Below are 18,027 nucleotides of genomic sequence, written 5' to 3'. Positions count from 1 at the left end.
GCAGGGCTGTTAGAGTCAACTGAGATCGGAGAGGCAATAAAGCAATCATTTACAATGATTTACAGGTCGAATGAGATCGCTTCGCGACACGACGCCCCCGCCAGCACGCCGAAACTGCGGTGCTTTTCATATTCAACCTTTTGGTTGATCATTCTCGTCCGGTGTCCGCCAGGCCGCCGTCTGCTCAAACAACCAGTCACGGAAAACGCGCACGGCCTTGCGGCGCAGGACCCCATGACCACGCACCAGATGATACCCCCCTTCGCGAATCCCGATGTCGGAAACCCGCAGCAGCCGCCCCGCCGCCACCTCGCCTGCGACCACCTCTTCGGACACCAGCAAGACGCCCTGACCGGCAATCGCGGCCTCGACGCTCAGAACGGAACTCAGCCGCCAGGTAAACGCCGGCACTTCCGCCGGGGCGACCCCGCCCGCCAAGGCGAACCACCTGTCCCAGCTGCCCTCCGACCGGTCCCGAAGCAGCGGATAGCTCAGCAGATCACGCGGAGAGGGTTTGGCAGTGCGCAGCAGCCCCGGCGCGGCAAAGGGGTACAACATCGCGTTGGTCAGCAGCTCCGAATTCGGATAGCGCGCGCCGGGCGGCACGAAACGGATGGCAAGGTCAGCCTCATAGCGCGCCACATCCGCCAGGTGGCGCGATGCTTCCAGCCGCACATTCACCTCCGGGTGCGCGCCGGTGAAAGTTGCCAGATGCTGTATGAGGAACTTTGTCGCGAACAGGGGTTCCGAATTGACAGTGATCGTTCCCTCCGGCGTCTCGGCCAGCCCTTCGGTGGCAATGCCGATGGCATCGAGCGCGGGCGAGACCTGCGCCAGATAGGCAGCACCGTCATCGGTCAGCACAAGGCCCCGCGACAGATCGCGGAACAATTGTACGCCCAGCCGGTCCTCCAGCCCCCGGACATGACGACTGATGGACGAATGGCTGACCCGCAGCTCTTCCGCCGCGCGGGAAAAGCTCTGGTGACGGCCCGCAGCCTCAAAGGCGCGCAGGGCATTCAGCGGGGGCAATGTTCGGCTCATGCTTACTTGTGCAGTTTTCGCACATCTTACGTCAACCATTTGTCTTTGTGGGGCCTGGGCGATTTTGGCAACTTAGCTGCAACAGCAAGCAAGGAAGGCACAAAGATGGCCTATGTCGCATATCCAATGGTCCAGACGTCAAACAAGACCCGTGCAAATTTGAAACGCATCCTGGAGTCACTGCGCAGCCTGTTTCAACGCCGCAAACATCCGCATCTGCGCGATCTGACCGACCGCGCCGCGCGGGATGCAGGGATCGACCTGGCGTTGCTCGAACCGCATCGCCTGCGCCTGCCGTCGCAGCACAGCCACCATCCCCGCAGCTGAACCGCTTCCCCAAACCCCGCAGCTTCGTTATTGAAAGGGGATGACACCCACACTCGATCAGGTTTTTGCCGCCCTCGCCGATCCCACACGCCGCGCGATTCTGGCCATGCTGCTGGAAGACGACATGGCCGTGACCGATGTGGCGGAACCGTTCGAGATGTCGCTGGCCGCGATTTCAAAGCACCTCAATGTGCTGACGGGCGCTGGACTGATCTCTCAGGAAAAGAGGGGGCGGGTGAAATGGTGCAAACTGGAACCCGAAGCGATGAAGGCCGCATCGACCTGGATGCAGGGCTTTGGCCAGTTCGAACCGATCCATCTGGACGCGTTTGAACGTTTTCTGGAAACGGAGCTGCCAACGCCAGATGAAAAAGGCGCGTGATCCCTCACGCGCCGTGTTTTCAAAAGGCCAGTTGGATTATCACGAGAACGACAACAACAAGACCAACGATGTAAATGAGGTTACGCATCCGCGGCCGCTCAGACCAGGCCGATCAGGCGCAGGATGGCAAGAACAACGACCACGAGGCCAATGAGATAAATGATGCTGCGCACGTTCACGCTCCTTTTTATTCAGATTGAATAACGAACGCGTGATCAGCGGCTTTGGTTCCCGGCCTTTCAGATATTCTTTGCCGTGTCGTCCCGCAGCAAGAGCAGCAGCGCCAATATGGTCAGCCCGACACCCCCCAACACGAACACCGACGGCACTCCGTTGCCAAGGAAAATTTCCCAGACGATCACCCAGGTCGGTGTCAGGTAGGTATAGGCCATGACCTTGGCCGAGGGCAGCCGAAGCGTCGCAAAAGACAGCAGCACCACGGTGATCGACGTGGCGCAGATGGTCACATAGGCCAGCGTGATCCAGACAAGCGGCGGCAATCCCGTCCAGTCCGTGGCGGCGATATCGCCCCAGGCATAGACCAGCAGCAAGACGGCACCGGCCAGCAAGGTTCCGAAAGTGAAGGTGACAGGCCCCTCGCCCCGGTTCAGGCGGCGGACCAGCGGTGTATAGATCGCATGGCTGACACAGCCCACGAAATAGATCGCCTCGCCCCGCCCCACGTCGAACGCCATCAGGGCGCCCAGATCTGCGCGGAAAATCACCCAAAGCGCCCCGACCCCGCCAATGACCAGCGCCAGCGCCATCCGGGAGGTCAGCACCTGTCGCAACATGAACCAGGCAATCGCCGCAGCCATGACCGGCACCAGGGTGAACACCGCCGCCGCGCTGACCGGCGGCGCGGTTTTCAGCCCCTCGAACATCAGGACAAAATAGAAGGCAAAAAACCCTCCCAGCATCAGGTAACGCCACGGCGCGACGAAGCTGGAGCGCGAGAGCGAGCCGCGACGCCAGGCCAGCATCCCGACAACAAGCGCCGCGAGCCAGAAACGAAGCGCGGTGAACGCGGTGGGCGCGATGTCATTGGCAACAAGCGCGCCCAGCGAAAACGACCCGGCGACCAGCGCCGAGAAGGCCAACATCGCCAGATGGCCCTGTGCGCCGGGGCTCAAACCCATGCCTCGCCCACATGTTTCTTGATGAAGGCCACCAGCGCCTGCACCTTGGTGGTGCGGTGCAGGTCCACATGGGTGACAAGCCAGAGCGGCCCGGCCCATTCGTCGCGCGGCGCGTGGACTTCGACAAGATCGGGGTTACGGGCAGCTTCCACCGCATCCAGAAAGCCGATCCCGGCCCCCGCCAGCAGGGCGGCATCGGCGGCATGAGAGTCTGTGCAGCGAAAGCTGATCGCCTCAGCGGGAATGTTTTCGCGCAGCCAGATGTAGAAGGGCGCGCGGCTGTTGACATTGTCCGGCCCGATGAACCGGTGATTGGCGTAGTCCTGCGGCCCTTCGGGCAGGCCGTATTCATCGACATAGGCGCGGCTGGCATAGGCCCCGATGCGGCTGGAGGCGAGCGATTGCACCACATTGTCGGGCTGGTCCGGCACGGTGCCCGCCCGGATGGCGACATGGGCCTCGCCATATTCCAGCCGGAACAGCCGGTCGCCGGTCAGATAGCGCACCATGACCCTTGGATATTGCCGCTGGAAGGCCACCAGCATGGGCGCAACGCTTTGCGACAGGCTGGCCAGCGAGGTCACGACAAGCTCGCCCGACACATCGGCACCCTGCCCCTTGATCCGCCCGACCAATTGGTTGAACTGATCGTCGGTGGCCTGTGCCACGCGCAAAAGGTCCACCCCCGCCTCGGTCGCGGTGTAACCGCGCGCATGGCGCTGGAACAGCTTGACCCCAAGCCGCCCCTCAAGCGCGTCTATATGCCGGATCACGGTGGCATGATGCACGCCCAGAATCTCCGCCGCACCGCTGACCGTGCCCAGCCGGGCCACATGAAAGGCGGTCCTGATTTCGTCCCAGTTGTCCATTCGATCCCTCACATCGCCTTGTGCAAATTTGAACAACGCAAGTGCATTTTCTGCCAGTTGTGTTTGGAAATGCAAGTGCTGATTTTGGATGTCAGAACAGCAAGACAGGAAAACATATCATGTCCATACTCCGCATCGACTCTTCCGCAAATACCGCAGATTCCGTGACACGCAAGCTGACCGACCGCATCGTCGCCAAACTGGGCGACAGCGATATCGTCACCCGTGACCTCGCCCTCGAACCGCTGCCCCAGATCACCCACACCTGGGCCGTTGCCCGCGCAACACCGGAAGCCGACCGCGCCCCCGAGCAAGTCGAGGCGCTGAAGGAATCCGACAAGCTGGTCGCCGAACTGCTGGCCGCCGACACCATCGTGATCGGCGCGCCGGTCTACAACTTCGGCGTGCCCGCTTCGCTCAAGGCATGGATCGACCTTGTGGCCCGCGTCGGCGTCACCTTCCGCTACACTGAAAATGGCCCCGAAGGGCTGGTCAAGGGCAAGCGCGTCATCATCGCCATGGCCTCTGGCGGTGTGCCGGCAGGGTCGCCCGCCGATTTCGTCACCGAATACCTGAAATTCGTTCTGGGTTTCCTTGGCATGACCGATGTGACCATCGTCGCAGCAGATGCGCTGGCCAAGGATGCCGAAGGCACCATCGCCCGGGCAAATGACCAGGTCGACGGGCTTGCCATCGCCGCCTGAGGCCAAACAGCAAGAACGCCAGTAACGCCGGGCCGACACCCCCTGTCGGTCCGGCGCAATTTATTGCCACCCGGTCACAGCCAGCCGGAACCACCCGCCGCCCTGCCGCGTTGACAGACGGGTTCTGCCGCAGCGCACAAAGGGGTGAAGATGAGTGATTGGTTTGCGGGGTCCCAGGATCTTGTCGCATTGGGCCTGCTGGCCTGCGTGTTCATCGCCTTTATCCTCGAAAAATACCCGCCCGACACAACAGCGGTCGTTGGCGCGGCCGTGTTCATCCTGTTGGGCCTGGTCAGCCCGGACGACGTGATGGCCGTCTTCTCGAACTCCGCCCCGATCACGATTGCAGCGATGTTCGTCGTCTCGGGCGCGCTGGTGCGCACCGGGGTGCTGGACGCCATGGCAGGTTTCATCGTCGAACGGGCCAGGACGCGGCCCACCCTCGCATTGGTCACCTTCTTCCTTGCCGCGCTGGTCGCTTCGGCCTTTGTCAACAATACCCCGATCGTGCTGATCCTGATCCCGCTGGTGCTGCGCCTCAGCCATGCGGTGGGCATCGTTTCGACCCGCTTGCTGATCCCCCTGTCCTATGTGTCGATCCTGGGCGGCACCTGCACCATGATCGGCACCTCCACCAACCTTCTGGTGGATGGCGTTGCGCGGCAGAATGGCCTCGACGCCTTTGGCATTTTCGAAATCGCGCCGGTGGGCATCGTTGTGGCCCTCACCGGCCTGATCTTCATGGTGCTGGCCGGTCGGTTCCTGCTGCCCGACCGTGCCGACCAGGGTGCCGTGTCCATGTTGACCGAAACCACCTTCCTGACGGAGGTTGCCATCCTGCCCGACGCACCGATGATCGGCCAGACGCTTGCCGACACGCCCGAATTCAACCGCACGGCGATCCGCATCACCGGGCTGCGCCGGGGCGGCAACATCCAGAGGTCGGACCTGCCCGAAACGGTACTGGCAAAAGGCGACACGCTGATCCTGTCACTGCCGACGTCGGAACTGCTGACATTGCACGACATTCCGGGGTTGCGCGTGGGTCTGCGGCGCCCGGGCCGCCCCCGCGAGGACGAAGACCCCCTGATCGCGGAAGCCATCGTGCCGCCGGGTCTGGCACAGGGCCGGACCATGCTGGGGGTCACCGGGCTGGGCGCGGACTATGGCGTGCGCATCCTGGGGGCAAACCGGCACGGGCATATTCCGGGCCCCGACCTGTGGTCGGTCAAGCTGCGCTCGGCGGACAGGCTGCTCTTGCAGGGAACGGCGGCAGGGCTGGATGCGCTGGCGCGCGGCGGCACCATCGTCTCGGTCTCGCGGCCTTCGGGACGCGCGTACCGGAGGCGTCAGGCCCCCATCGCCATCGGCGCGTTGCTGGCTGTCGTGATCCTCGCCGCCCTCAACCTGGCCAGCATCACGCTGCTGTCGATCCTTGCGGTGGCTTTGATCCTGCTGCTGCGCTGCATCGACAATGATGAGGCCTGGGGGTCGATCGACGCGAGCATCCTGATCCTGATCTTTGCGATGCTGGTGATCGGCACGGGGCTTGAAAACAGCGGTGCCGTCGAAACCATCGTGGGCACCCTGACCCCGCTGCTGGAAACCCTCCCGCCCGTCCTGTTGCTGGCGGCGGTCTATCTGACCGCCTCGGTTCTGACGGAGCTTGTCACCAACAACGCCGTGGCGGTGGTCCTGACTCCCATTGTCATCACCCTTGCACAGCAATTGGGCATCGACCCCCGCGCGCTGGTGGTGGCCGTGATGTTCGGTGCCTCGGCAAGCTTTGCCACGCCGATCGGCTACCAGACCAATACGCTGGTCTATGGTGCCGGAAACTACAACTTCCGCGACTTTCTGCTGATCGGCGTGCCAATGAACCTGATTGTGGGCGGCGCGGCTGTTCTCTCCATCGCTTTCTTCTTCCCGCTCAGCTGAAACGCCGCCATGCTTGACTCCGCCCCGTCCAGCGCCTAAAGCCCTCGCAATCCCCGGAAGCATCGCCTTCCGGTCCCTGCCTTGTGTGGGGATCGCCCTCCACCAGCGTGTTACGCCCGTGGGGGCATTTGTGTATTCACTGCGGCCTCCCTACATCTGGGGTATTCCGCAACCGACGATAAGGGGCTTTGCCCATGTTCGAGAACCTCAGCGAACGCCTCTCCGGCGTCTTCGACCGACTGACCAAACAGGGCGCACTGTCCGAAGAGGATGTGAAAACCGCGCTGCGCGAAGTTCGCGTCGCCCTGCTGGAAGCCGACGTATCGCTTCCCGTGGCGCGCGATTTCGTCAAGGCGGTGCAGGATCAGGCCACCGGACAGGCCGTCACCAAATCCGTCACCCCCGGCCAGCAGGTCGTCAAGATCGTGCATGACGCGCTGATCGACACCCTCAAGGGCGAAGGCGAGCCCGGCGCGCTCAAGATCGACAACCCGCCCGCCCCGATCCTGATGGTCGGCCTGCAGGGCGGCGGCAAGACCACCACGACCGCCAAGCTGGCGAAACGGCTCAAGGAGCGCGAGGGCAAGAAGGTCCTGATGGCCTCGCTCGACGTGAACCGCCCGGCAGCGATGGAACAGCTTGCCATTCTGGGCGTGCAGATCGGCGTCGATACCCTGCCCATCGTCAAGGGCGAAGACCCGGTCGCCATCGCCAAACGCGCCAAGACGCAGGCGGGTCTGGGCGGCTATGACGTATACATGCTGGATACCGCCGGCCGTCTGTCCATCGACGAAGAGCTGATGCAGCAGGTCGAAGCGGTGCGCAATGTCGCAAATCCGCGCGAAACCCTGCTGGTGGTCGATGGCCTGACCGGTCAGGACGCGGTGCACACTGCCCAGAACTTTGACGACCGGATTGGCATCACCGGCGTTGTCCTGACACGTATGGACGGCGACGGCCGCGGCGGTGCCGCCCTGTCGATGCGCGCCGTCACCGGCAAGCCGATCAAGTTCGTCGGCCTGGGCGAAAAGATGGACGCGCTGGAGACCTTCGAACCCGAGCGGATCGCGGGCCGTATCCTGGGCATGGGCGACATTGTTGCCCTGGTCGAGAAAGCGCAGGAAACCATCGAGGCCGAACAGGCCGAGAAGATGATGAAGCGCATGGCCAAGGGTCAGTTCAACATGAACGACCTGAAGATGCAGCTTGAACAGATGATCAAGATGGGCGGCATGCAGGGCATGATGGGCATGATGCCCGGCATGGGCAAGATGGCCAAACAGGTCGAAGACGCCGGCATGAACGACAAGGTCCTGACCCAGCAGATCGCGCTGATTCAGTCGATGACCAAGAAAGAACGCGCCAACCCCGCGTTGCTGCAGGCCAGCCGCAAGAAACGCATCGCCAAGGGCGCCGGCATGGAGGTCTCTGACCTCAACAAGCTGATGAAGATGCACCGCCAGATGTCCGACATGATGAAGAAGATGGGCAAGATGGGCAAAGGCGGCATGCTCAAACAGGCGATGAAGGGCATGATGGGCAAGGGTGGCGCTGGCATGGACCCCAGCCAGATGGACCCCAAGCAGCTTGAAGCCGCCGCAAAGGCGATGGGCGGCAAGCTGCCCGGCGGTCTGGGCGGCCAGAATCCCTTTGGTGGTGGCGGCATGGGCCTGCCCCCCGGCCTGTCCGGTTTCGGGAAGAAGAAATGACCTCTGCAACCACCCCTATTCCGACGCTGACGACAGATCGGCTGACGCTGCGTGCCCCCGCACCGCGCGACCTGCCTGCCTTCGCCGCGTTCTACGCGACAGAGGCCTCGAAGTTCGTGGGCGGCCCGATGACCGAGGCGGAGACATGGCGTTACCTCTGCCAGGTGCTGGGACACTGGACGATGCGCGGCTATGGGCGCTGGATCGTGACCACGCGCGACGACGACACGGCCATCGGCCTCGTCGGCCTGCACAACCCCCTCGATTGGCCCGAAGCCGAAGTCGGCTGGTACATCTGGTCCGGCAACGGCAAGGGCTACGCCGCCGAAGCGGGCCGCGCTGCACGCGCCTACGCTTATGACAGGCTCGGCTGGACCACCGTGGTCAGCATGATCGCTGTGGGCAACGACGCCTCCGTGCGCGTCGCCGAAGCCATGGGAGCCACCCGGCAGGACGACTATCATCACCCCGTCTACGGCAGGATGGGTGTTTACCGGCACCCCGGACCGAAGGAGATCGCCGCATGACCGACGCCATTACACGCGCCGCCGAGCTGCTGAAGGGCCACCGTGCCAGCATCGACCGGCTGGACGCCATCCTTGTCTACACTCTGGGCGAGCGGTTCAAACACACACAGGCTGTGGGGAAACTCAAAGCCGAACACGACCTTCCCCCGTCTGATCCTGCGCGCGAAGCCACGCAGATCGCACGGCTTGAAGATTTGGCGAAAGAGGCCGACCTCGACCCCGAATTCGCCAAGAAGTTCCTGAACTTCATCATCGCCGAAGTCATTCGGCACCACCAAATCCACCAATCTGACTCTTAAGGAATACACACAATGGCCATGAAAATTCGTCTCGCCCGCGGCGGTTCCAAGAAACGCCCCTTCTACCGTATCGTAGCCGCCGACAGCCGCATGCCGCGCGACGGCCGCTTCATCGAGAAGCTGGGCACCTATAACCCGCTGCTGCCAAAAGACAGCGAAGACCGCGTGCAGATGGACGTCGAGAAGGTCAAGGAATGGATCGCCAAGGGCGCCCAGCCGACCGACCGCGTCAAGCGCATGCTGGAAGCTGCAGGCGCATTGCCCAAGACCGAGCGTAACAACCCCAAGAAGGGCACACCCGGCAAGAAAGCCGCGGCCCGCGTCGAGGAGAAAGCCGCCAAGGCCGCTGCCGCTGCAGAAGCCGCCGCTGCCCCTGCCGAGGAAGCCCCGGCAGAAGAAACCGCAGCACAAGAATAAGGCGACCTGCCCGGCATGGAACAGTTTTCAGACGAATTCCGTGCCGGGCTTGCCGACCTGATGCGATGGCGGCGCGATGTGCGCCGCTTTCGCCGCGAACCTGTGGAGGCGGCGCTGCTGCAGCGCTGCCTCGATACCTTCGGCCTGGCCCCATCGGTTGGCCTGAGCGAGCCATGGCGCATCTGCCGTGTCACCAGCGACACCGCCCGCGCCCAAGCCATCACCAATTTCAAGGCCGCCAATGCCAAGGCCCTGCAAGGCTATGACGGCGACAAGGCCACGCTTTATGCCTCGCTCAAACTCTCCGGCATGGAAGACGCCCCTGAACATCTCGCGATCTACTGCGACGATGCCACCCCCAAGGGATCCGGCCTGGGGGCTGCCAGCATGCCCGAAATGCGCCGCTATTCCGTGGTCAGTGCGATCACGATGATGTGGCTCACCGCCCGCAGCCTTGGCCTGGGCATTGGATGGGTCTCCATCCTTGACCCGGCGCGCCTCAACCGCGATCTTGCAATTCCGGAGGATTGGTCGCTGGTTGCCTACCTGTGCCTGGGCTGGCCCGAGGAAGACAGCCTGACGCCGGAACTGGAAACCAGGGGCTGGGAAACCCGGGCCACCGCCCTTCATATCGAGGACCGCTGATGTTTCGCCTGATCACCATTGTCATCACACTCGCCATCGGTTTCAGCATGGGGGTCAGCTATGACCGCTGGCAGATGCGCAAGGAATGCGCTGCCGGCGAAGGCGGCTGGACCGGCACCATCTGCGTCAATTCGGAGTTGCTTCAATGACCGACATGATCTGCGTCGGCGCCATTGCCGGTGCCTACGGCGTGCGCGGCGAGTTGCGGGTGAAAAGCTATTGCGCGGTGCCGGAAGACATCGAAACCTACAGCCCGCTCTGGTCCGAGGACCGCAGCCGCCAGTTCGCGCTGGCCATCCTGCGCCCGATCAAGAACGGCTTTGCCGCCCGCATCCCGCAGGTCGCCACCAAGGAGGACGCCGACGCCTTGCGCGGCACGGCGCTTTATGCCGACCGGGATCAGCTGCCCAGCCTGCCGGATGATGAATTCTACCATGCCGACCTGATCGGGCTGGATGTCTATGACACCGGCGGCGTCCTGCTGGGCCGGGTCAAGACCGTGCAGAACCACGGGGCGGACGACCTGCTGGAACTGCAACTGGCCGGCAATTCGGCCACCACCTTCCTGCCCTTCACCAAAGCGGCAGTGCCCACGGTGGACCTGGCGGCCCGACGCATCATCGCCGATCCGCCGGAGGGCATCCTGCCCGACGCCCGCGACTGATGCCGCGCCGGATCATAATCCACGCAGGCTTTCACAAGACCGGCACGACCTCGATCCAGGCCACGCTGCGCGAAAACCGGGTGGCGCTGAAGAAACATGTCGCCCTGCGCCTGCGCTGGCACATGAAAGACCTTGTCGCCGCCACCCGGGGCTATTCGACCTGGCGCGACCCGCTGACGCTGATCAAGGTGCAGGATCGTTTCACCAGGCTGATGGAAGATCTGCCCGGCATGCCACGACGCACGCTTGTCATCTCTGCCGAAGAGCTTTCCGGCCACCTGCCCGGACGCGGCGCGCTGGAGGATTATTCCGCCGCGCCGATCCTGCTCTATGCTTTCTGGGAGATCGCCCGAGCGCGATACCCGGAGGCCGAGATCTTGATCTATCTGTCCACCCGCGCGCCCGAACCCTGGCTGGCCTCTGCCTATGCCGAGCACGTCAAAGCCTCCAACATGACCCTGGATTTCGACGATTTCGCCGCGCGCTACCGGGGTGCATCAGACCTTGACGGCATGGTCGCAGAGGTCGCCAGCCGCGTGCCTGTGCCGGTACATCACCGCGCGCTGGAAAGCTGTGGCGATCTGCCGCTTGGTCCCGCCGACCCGCTGCTGGACCTTTGCGACATACCGCTGAGCCTGCGTGCAGAACTGACAGCCGTGCCGCCCGCAAATACCCGGCTGGGCGAAGACGTTCTGCAGGCCATGTTGCAGGCCAACCGCACCCATGAAAGCGCCGCGGCACGCAATGCCGCCAAGGCCCATATCCTGAAAGAGGCGCAGCCACGATGAAACCGCCCCGGTCCCACGGCCGCCAATCCGTCCGCGCCACGCTGAAGCCGCGCGAGCTGATGCAGGAAGCGCCCGACTATGCCGATGTCTGGCAGGCAAGGATCATCACCCTGTTCCCCGAGCTTTTCCCCGGGGTGCTGGGGGCCAGCCTGACCGGCAAGGCATTGAACGACGGGCTGTGGCAATTGCACACCCATGACCTGCGGACATATGGCATCGGCAAGCACCGGAATGTGGATGACACCCCGGCGGGCGGCGGTGCGGGAATGGTGCTGCGCGCCGATGTCGTGGGCCCCGCGATTGAAGAGGCGCAATCACACGCAAGGGGGCGCTGGCCGATCCTCTACATGTCGCCGCGCGGCCGGCCCTTTACCCAATCCATGGCCCGCGATCTGGCCAGCTGTGCCGGTGTCACCATGCTCTGTGGCCGGTTTGAAGGCGTGGATGAGCGTGTGCTGGAACATTACAACGTGACCGAGGTGTCACTTGGCGATTTCGTGATGACCGGGGGCGAACTGGCCGCTCAGGCGATGATCGACGCCACTGTGCGCCTGCTGCCCGGTGTGCTTGGCAATGCGGAAAGCACGGTCGAGGAAAGCCATTCCAGCGGGTTGCTGGAACACCCGCAATACACCCGCCCCGCCACCTGGGAAGGCCATGACATTCCCCCCGTGCTGATGTCGGGCAATCACGGCGAAATCGCGAAATGGCGTCAGGCGCAGTCACAGGAACTGACCCAGACGCGCCGCCCGGACCTTTGGGCGCGCTACAAGAAGCCCTAGAACCCGGCCCTAGAAGTCCGCGTTGACGCCGGGCAATTTCAGCGCCTTGATCAGGTCGCGCAGCTCCTGCCGCGCCGCAACGTTGGATATGTTCAACTGCTTGACCCCGATGTCCTTGAGATCCAGCAAGGTCAGACCGCGCGGGAACAACTCCCGGAAGATCACCCGCTCGTTGAAGCCGGGGGCCACGCGGAACCCGATGCGCTTGGCCAGGTTGGCCACCGCGCGTTCCATCTTTTCCTTGTTGACCATGCGCTGCGCGCCCAGACGGTTGCGCACCACAACCCAGTCGATCGGGGCCAGCCCGGCCTGCGCGCGCAACTGCCGCGCATTCCAGACCATTTCGGAATAGACCGACGGCCCGGTGATCTTGTCGCCGCTGGCATCGGTATGCGCCAGCAGGTCAAAGTCGATGAAACTGTCGTTCAGCGGCGTGATCAGCGTATCGGCCAGCGAATGGGCCACCTGGCTGAGACGTGTGTGCGAACCGGGACAATCGATCAGGATGAAATCACTGTCCGGCTCCATCGCCGCGACAGCCGCGCTCAGCCGGTGGTCATACATGTTTTCGCCGGGCCGCAACGCGCCGGCTTCGATCACGGGCAGCTCGTGCAGGATCGGGCTGGGCAGCTCAAGCTCGGCCTGTTTGAGGAACGCAATCCGGTTCTCGACATAGCGGCCAAATGTCCGCTGCCGCAGGTCGAGGTCCAGCCCGCTGACCTTGTGCCCCATCCGGACCAGTGCGGTGGCCACATGCATCGACACGGTTGATTTACCCGCGCCGCCCTTCTCGTTTCCGACGACGATGATATGCGCCATGCCTGTCCCCTTGCATCCGCGGTTTCTGTGCGGTTTGCCTTCTTTGGCACACTATATGTTGTGGATCGACCTGTGAAAAGCAGGGAGAGGCGCAAAGCTGGCAAAAATGACAGTGTGCGGGGTGGTTGTGGGGTCTTAGCTCGAAGCCTCGCGGCTATCCCCCGCGCGGAATCAAGGCCGCAGGCCGCCGCGCATCGCCGGGCCGCCCCACGGCACGGCGATTTGGTTGCTGTTGCGCGTGACGGATAGGTGGGAGGTGCTTGGCTGCCATAAAGTGGCATGCACGACGGTCGGATCGCCGCACCACGGCCCGACGATGCGCGGCTTCGCACTCCATTTCAAACGGCAGCTTCGTCCCGCTCACCGGACCTTGCCCCACACCGCATCCAAGGGCAGGTGTGGGTTACATACACTCACGCATAACGTCTGCGCCGGGACACTCCTGGGCAGTTATTCCGTTTCATCTGATGTGGATCGTGGGAAGGCCGTAAAAAAGGCGGCGCCGCCAGATCGGAGTGTGAGACAGGATTTTATCCCTGCATGTCTGAACCGTTCAGATATGACGCGGCCTGCGCGCCTCTGGTCCTATGGGATGCCGGTCGGGTTGATGGCCCGCACCGGCGGGTGTTGCAACGGGGCCAAGGATGCCGCCGACGGGTTAAGGTCGCGTGAGCAGGGCGCGCGGTGCATCCCCCCCAAAACGAAAAAGGGCGCGGCCATCGCTGGCCACGCCCTTCGTCATAACTGCTGGCAGGCTTAGAAGCCCAGACCGGCGTATTTGTTCTTGAACTTCGACACGCGGCCACCGGTGTCCATCAGACGGCTGGTGCCGCCGGTCCATGCCGGGTGGACGGAAGGGTCGATGTCCAGCGACAGCTGGTCGCCTTCCTTGCCCCATGTCGATTTCATTTCCACAACGGTGCCGTCGGTCATCTTGACGTTGATCGTGTGGTATTCGGGATGTGTATCGGCTTTCATGACCGCTCTCCTTACGCTTCGGCGCCAGATTTGGGCTTGTAATGCGCGTTCTCGACGATCCGCGCGGATTTGCCACGACGGGCGCGCAGATAGTAGAGTTTTGCGCGACGCACGCGACCGCGGCGCACCACGGTGATGCTGTCGATGTTGGTGGAATGCAGCGGGAACACACGTTCGACGCCTTCACCAAAGCTGATCTTGCGCACGGTGAAGGACCCGGCGATGCCGTGGCCGTTGTTACGTGCAATGCAGACGCCTTCGTAGTTCTGGACACGGGTGCGCGTGCCTTCGGTAACCTTGAAGCCGACGCGGATGGTGTCACCGGCGCGGAAATCGGGGATTTCCTTGCCCAGTTCGGCGATTTGTTCCGCCTCTAGTTGTGCGATCAGGTCCATTGACCATTCTCCTAAATGTGCTCGTGGTATGCCACGAAGTTGATTGTCCGATCCAAGAGCTTCGGTCTGTCTGTCGGGTCTGCACCGTGATCCCATCAAGGGGGTGGCCCACCGGAGGTAACATCGTCTTTCCTTGTCGCTTGCGCATAACGCAAAGCACCGGAGCCGCAGAAACGCGATTCCGGATGGGCGGGGTATAGGGGGGATGACCGCAGGGATCAAGGGGGATGGTCAGCCATCAGGCCCCCTTTCGACGGCCGTGCAATCTGCCCTGTTCAGAGGCCCTGCGCGCGTGGCCGGGGTCAGGACCCTGCCGAAGACGCCCTGCGCCGCCGCGCCAGCACGACAAGGTTCGACAGGAAAAGCGCACCGACCACGATGCCGCCGCCCAGCAATGCATAGCCCCCCGGGTCCTCGCCGATAAAGAACCAGGCCAGCAGCGGTGCAAACACCGATTCCAGCAAGACAAGAAGCCCCACCTCCGCCGAGGTGATGTAGCGCGGACCCAGCGCCAAAAGCACCGAACTGCACAGGATGAACCCCACATGCATTGCCACCAGCGGCGCCTGCTCCGGCTGTATTGCACCGGGCTGCGCCCAGGGCAGGATCACCAGCGCCCCCAGCATGTAACCCAGCGCCACGCCGGGCACCATCGACACCTGCCGGACCAGCCGCACCGCGGTCAGCCCGGCAGCGAAGACCGCCGAAACCGCCAGCGCCAGCAGGTCGCCTGCCAGCGATGCATTCGCCGTCTCGCCCGAGCCATAGGCGATTACCGCAAGTCCCGGCAGCACTGCCGCCATGGTCAGATACATGCGAAGGCTCAGCCGTTCGCCCAGTGCGACGCGGCTGAACAGGGCCGCAAAAACCGGCAGCGAGGCGATGATGAAAACAACATTGGCAACCGAGGTGAGGCTGACCGCGATCACGAACATGACACCGCTTGCACCAATGGCGATCACATAGATCAGCCCGGGCCATCCGGTCCGCCAGAACGCGCGGAACGGCGCGGCCCCCTGCCAGACAAGCAGGGCTGCAAAGATCAGCAGACCCACCAGCAAGGCACGCCAGAAGGCGACGGTCAGCGCCGGGGCGTCTATCAGGCGCACGAACAGGGAATCCGGCACGACGCACAGCACGCCGAACAACGTGATGAGCAGGCCCTTGAGTTGATCATTCATGCCGCATCGGTGACAAATTTTCCGGGCCGGGTAAAGTACCGACCAGAAGACGATACCGCGTGCAGATTCGCCAGCTGCCCCGGCAAGACCGGCAAAAACCGGCGATGGCGCCACATTCGAGACATCTTTTCTGATGTTCCCCGGCCGCGCCCTCAGCGGCGGCGAAGGCCGAACCACCGCCCGTTCCCGTGCAGGCGATTGTCAGAACTGCGCTGGCAGACTTGCCTCTGGGCGACAGCCAGACCGCCTGAAACGACGCTTTCCCAATGCCGCTGCCGCCAAAGAACGCCGTAGCGGCCTGATCGGAACATCCTTGCAATCGGCCAGCGCGCGCAATGCTTTCAGATCAGCAACCCGATTGTACATGTCACGCGCCCGCAGCCGCGGGACGGAAAGCCCGATGGGCTTGACCTTACGGGGGCGAGTGCGTGACACTCTGCTGGCACCCTGCGGGGTTTGACATAAAACATGCAGGTCAACTGTATCACCCGGTGTCCGAACAGGCATCAAATTGGCGGGACATCGACATCCCGCTGACAACAGAGAGGAAGACAATGAAGCATCTTACACGTACCGGTAAACCGCTGCCGCAATCCATTCTGGATTCCGCTGAGGCCGCAAAAAGAGATCCGGTCAACCGCAGGGAATTCCTGGCGCTCGCCAGTGCATTCGGTGCGACCGCCGCCACCGCCTATGGCATGATCGGAATGACGCCGCCGGCCTACGCCGATGCGCATGCCAACATGAAAGAGGGCGGCACCGTCCGCATGCAGATGGAAGTCCGCGCCCTCAAGGACCCGCGCACCTACGACTGGTCGCAGATCGCGAACTTCTCGCGCGGCTGGCTGGAATACCTCGCCATCTGGGAAAACGACGGTACATTCAGCCCCGCCCTGCTGGAAAGCTGGGAAATCAACGACGACGCCACCGAATACACACTGAACGTCCGTCAGGGTGTCAAATGGAACAACGGTGACGATTTCACCGCCGAAGACGTGGCGCGCAACATCACCGGCTGGTGCGACAAGTCGCTCGAAGGCAACTCCATGGCGGGCCGTTTCGCCTCGCTGATCGACGAAGAAACCGGTCAGGCCATTGAAGGTGCAATCGAAGTGGTCGACAGCCACACCGTCAAGCTGAAGCTGCCGGTATCCGACATCACCCTGATCCCCGGCATGGCCGACTATCCTGCGGCCATCGTGCCCGCGGATTTTGACGCCAACAACATGGTCGACAACCCCGTCGGCACCGGCCCCTACCTGCCTGAATCGCTCGAAGTGGGCGTGAAGGGTGTGCTGGTCAAGAATCCCGATCACACCTGGTGGGGTACAGAGGTCTATGGCGGGCCCTACATCGACCGGCTGGAATACATCGACTACGGCACCGATCCTTCGGCCTGGATTGCCGCGGCGGAAGCCGAGGAAGTCGATGCCTTCTATTCCATGGAAGGCGAATACATCGACATCATGAGCACGCTGGACGGCTGGGTCGAGAACGAGATCGCGACCGCCGCGACCATCGTCATCCGGCCCAACCAGCTGGCCGAAGTCGATGGCAAGCGCCCCTACGAGGACAAGCGTGTCCGCCAGGCCATCGCGATGGCGGTAGACAACGAGATCCTGCTGGAACTCGGCTATGCCGGGCGCGGCATCGTCGCCGCCAACCACCACGTCGGCCCGATGCACCCGGAGTATGCGGAACTGCCGCCGCTCAAGGTCGATCCCGCCGCCGCCAAGGCGCTGATGGACGAAGCAGGCTACGGCGATTTCGAGCACGAGCTGTTCTCCATCGACGATGCCTGGCGCAAAGACACCACCGACGCGGTGGCGGCGCAGCTGCGGGACGCGGGCATCAACGTCAAGCGGACCATCCTGCCCGGCTCCACCTTCTGGAACGACTGGACGAAGTATCCGTTCAGCTCCACCAACTGGAACGCGCGTCCGCTGGGCGTACAGATCTGGGCGCTGGCCTATCGCACGGGCGAAGCGTGGAACGAGTTCGGCTATTCCAGCCCCGAATTCGACGCGCTCCTGTCCGAGGCGCTGGCAACAGCAGATGTGGACAAGCGCCGCGAGCTGATGGCCAAGGGCGAAGCGATGCTGCAGGAGGATGGCGTGACGATCCAGCCCTACTGGCGGTCGCTCTACAACCACACCCGGGAAGGCCTGGTGGGTGCCGCGCACCACATCGGCTTTGAATACCATCCGGCGCGGATGGCCTGGACCGGCGACGCCTAAGCACCGATTCCGTCAAAAACACGGGGGCCGCGTTCATCGCGGCCCTCAGATTGCTGACAAACCCGGAAACGGCTGCCGCCGGAGGTAAATCGTTCTTCTGCGCTCAGCGTTACGTTTTCGAACGAAGGGCCGCGCCCGAGCCTGGGAGGGCGCATTGAGACGCGCATTCGGAGCGCCTCCCTT

21 protein-coding genes are annotated in these 18,027 nt (G+C 63.2%); 14 read left to right on the top strand and 7 right to left on the bottom strand.

Going from position 1 to position 18,027, the window contains the following annotated elements; translation table 11 throughout:
• Positions 1–132 precede the first annotated feature (132 nt).
• Positions 133–1,044, bottom strand: coding sequence for a LysR substrate-binding domain-containing protein (locus tag O4H53_RS22490; RefSeq protein ID WP_269367304.1), 912 nt, complete (start codon positions 1,042–1,044; stop codon positions 133–135).
• 105 nt (positions 1,045–1,149) lie between these two features.
• Here O4H53_RS22490 and O4H53_RS22485 point away from each other — a divergent pair, with 105 nt between their 5' ends.
• On the top strand, positions 1,150–1,371 hold the full coding sequence (locus tag O4H53_RS22485) for a hypothetical protein (RefSeq protein ID WP_269367303.1): 222 nt from the start codon (positions 1,150–1,152) through the stop codon (positions 1,369–1,371).
• A gap of 40 nt (positions 1,372–1,411) precedes the next feature.
• Positions 1,412–1,753, top strand: coding sequence for an ArsR/SmtB family transcription factor (locus tag O4H53_RS22480; protein ID WP_114273691.1), 342 nt, complete (start codon positions 1,412–1,414; stop codon positions 1,751–1,753).
• A 239-nt stretch (positions 1,754–1,992) separates the two neighbouring features.
• Here O4H53_RS22480 and O4H53_RS22475 read toward each other — a convergent pair whose 3' ends face one another.
• Together O4H53_RS22475 and O4H53_RS22470 are read right to left on the bottom strand one after the other, a co-directional pair.
• Positions 1,993–2,892 carry a DMT family transporter gene (locus O4H53_RS22475; protein ID WP_269367302.1) on the bottom strand — a complete coding sequence of 300 codons (900 nt, stop codon included), beginning with the start codon at positions 2,890–2,892 and terminating at the stop codon, positions 1,993–1,995.
• Positions 2,883–3,761: a LysR family transcriptional regulator gene (locus O4H53_RS22470; protein WP_269367301.1), complete on the bottom strand. Its 879-nt coding sequence runs from the start codon at positions 3,759–3,761 to the stop codon at positions 2,883–2,885. Before O4H53_RS22470 ends, O4H53_RS22475 begins: the two co-directional genes overlap by 10 nt.
• A gap of 119 nt (positions 3,762–3,880) precedes the next feature.
• Here O4H53_RS22470 and O4H53_RS22465 point away from each other — a divergent pair, with 119 nt between their 5' ends.
• From O4H53_RS22465 to trmD, 11 genes are all read left to right on the top strand, one after another.
• Positions 3,881–4,465 carry an FMN-dependent NADH-azoreductase gene (locus O4H53_RS22465; protein WP_269367300.1) on the top strand — a complete coding sequence of 195 codons (585 nt, stop codon included), beginning with the start codon at positions 3,881–3,883 and terminating at the stop codon, positions 4,463–4,465.
• Between the two features lie 150 nt (positions 4,466–4,615).
• On the top strand, positions 4,616–6,403 hold the full coding sequence (locus O4H53_RS22460; protein ID WP_269367299.1) for an SLC13 family permease: 1,788 nt from the start codon (positions 4,616–4,618) through the stop codon (positions 6,401–6,403).
• 194 nt (positions 6,404–6,597) lie between these two features.
• Positions 6,598–8,112: a signal recognition particle protein gene (gene ffh / locus O4H53_RS22455; RefSeq protein ID WP_269367298.1), complete on the top strand. Its 1,515-nt coding sequence runs from the start codon at positions 6,598–6,600 to the stop codon at positions 8,110–8,112.
• On the top strand, positions 8,109–8,639 hold the full coding sequence (locus tag O4H53_RS22450) for a GNAT family N-acetyltransferase (protein WP_269367297.1): 531 nt from the start codon (positions 8,109–8,111) through the stop codon (positions 8,637–8,639). The genes ffh and O4H53_RS22450 overlap by 4 nt, the downstream gene beginning before the upstream one ends.
• On the top strand, positions 8,636–8,938 hold the full coding sequence (locus tag O4H53_RS22445; protein ID WP_114273698.1) for a chorismate mutase: 303 nt from the start codon (positions 8,636–8,638) through the stop codon (positions 8,936–8,938). The genes O4H53_RS22450 and O4H53_RS22445 overlap by 4 nt, the downstream gene beginning before the upstream one ends.
• Before the next feature lie 12 nt (positions 8,939–8,950).
• A complete protein-coding gene (gene rpsP, locus O4H53_RS22440) occupies positions 8,951–9,355 on the top strand; it encodes a 30S ribosomal protein S16 (RefSeq protein WP_269367296.1) in 405 nt (134 codons plus the stop codon).
• Between the two features lie 15 nt (positions 9,356–9,370).
• A complete protein-coding gene (bluB, locus tag O4H53_RS22435; protein ID WP_269367295.1) occupies positions 9,371–10,000 on the top strand; it encodes a 5,6-dimethylbenzimidazole synthase in 630 nt (209 codons plus the stop codon).
• A complete protein-coding gene (locus O4H53_RS22430; RefSeq protein WP_205388142.1) occupies positions 10,000–10,149 on the top strand; it encodes a hypothetical protein in 150 nt (49 codons plus the stop codon). Before bluB ends, O4H53_RS22430 begins: the two co-directional genes overlap by 1 nt.
• Positions 10,146–10,664 carry a ribosome maturation factor RimM gene (gene rimM, locus O4H53_RS22425; RefSeq protein ID WP_269367294.1) on the top strand — a complete coding sequence of 173 codons (519 nt, stop codon included), beginning with the start codon at positions 10,146–10,148 and terminating at the stop codon, positions 10,662–10,664. Before O4H53_RS22430 ends, rimM begins: the two co-directional genes overlap by 4 nt.
• Entirely contained in the window at positions 10,664–11,452 is a 789-nt protein-coding gene (locus tag O4H53_RS22420; protein ID WP_269367293.1) for a hypothetical protein, read from the top strand. Before rimM ends, O4H53_RS22420 begins: the two co-directional genes overlap by 1 nt.
• Positions 11,449–12,234: a tRNA (guanosine(37)-N1)-methyltransferase TrmD gene (gene trmD, locus O4H53_RS22415; protein WP_269367292.1), complete on the top strand. Its 786-nt coding sequence runs from the start codon at positions 11,449–11,451 to the stop codon at positions 12,232–12,234. The genes O4H53_RS22420 and trmD overlap by 4 nt, the downstream gene beginning before the upstream one ends.
• Before the next feature lie 9 nt (positions 12,235–12,243).
• Here the strand turns inward: trmD and O4H53_RS22410 are convergent, their stop codons facing one another.
• The 4 genes from O4H53_RS22410 to O4H53_RS22395 all read right to left on the bottom strand — a co-directional run bounded on the left by O4H53_RS22410 (position 12,244) and on the right by O4H53_RS22395 (position 15,607).
• Positions 12,244–13,053: a division plane positioning ATPase MipZ gene (locus O4H53_RS22410; RefSeq protein ID WP_269367291.1), complete on the bottom strand. Its 810-nt coding sequence runs from the start codon at positions 13,051–13,053 to the stop codon at positions 12,244–12,246.
• A gap of 756 nt (positions 13,054–13,809) precedes the next feature.
• Complete coding sequence (rpmE, locus tag O4H53_RS22405) at positions 13,810–14,031, bottom strand: 50S ribosomal protein L31 (protein WP_114273707.1); 222 nt, start codon at positions 14,029–14,031, stop codon at positions 13,810–13,812.
• A gap of 11 nt (positions 14,032–14,042) precedes the next feature.
• The gene (rplS, locus tag O4H53_RS22400; protein WP_067288140.1) at positions 14,043–14,426 is read right to left on the bottom strand and encodes a 50S ribosomal protein L19; all 384 of its coding nucleotides are present in this window, start codon (positions 14,424–14,426) and stop codon (positions 14,043–14,045) included.
• A 302-nt stretch (positions 14,427–14,728) separates the two neighbouring features.
• Positions 14,729–15,607: a DMT family transporter gene (locus O4H53_RS22395; RefSeq protein WP_269367290.1), complete on the bottom strand. Its 879-nt coding sequence runs from the start codon at positions 15,605–15,607 to the stop codon at positions 14,729–14,731.
• A 554-nt stretch (positions 15,608–16,161) separates the two neighbouring features.
• Between O4H53_RS22395 and O4H53_RS22390 the strand changes: the two genes are divergently transcribed.
• A complete protein-coding gene (locus O4H53_RS22390; RefSeq protein ID WP_269367289.1) occupies positions 16,162–17,844 on the top strand; it encodes an ABC transporter substrate-binding protein in 1,683 nt (560 codons plus the stop codon).
• Positions 17,845–18,027: the final 183 nt, after the last annotated feature.

The organism is Sulfitobacter sp. G21635-S1 (assembly GCF_027213915.1).
Lineage (GTDB): Bacteria > Pseudomonadota > Alphaproteobacteria > Rhodobacterales > Rhodobacteraceae > Sulfitobacter.
This window is presented reverse-complemented; position numbering and strand designations above follow the sequence as displayed.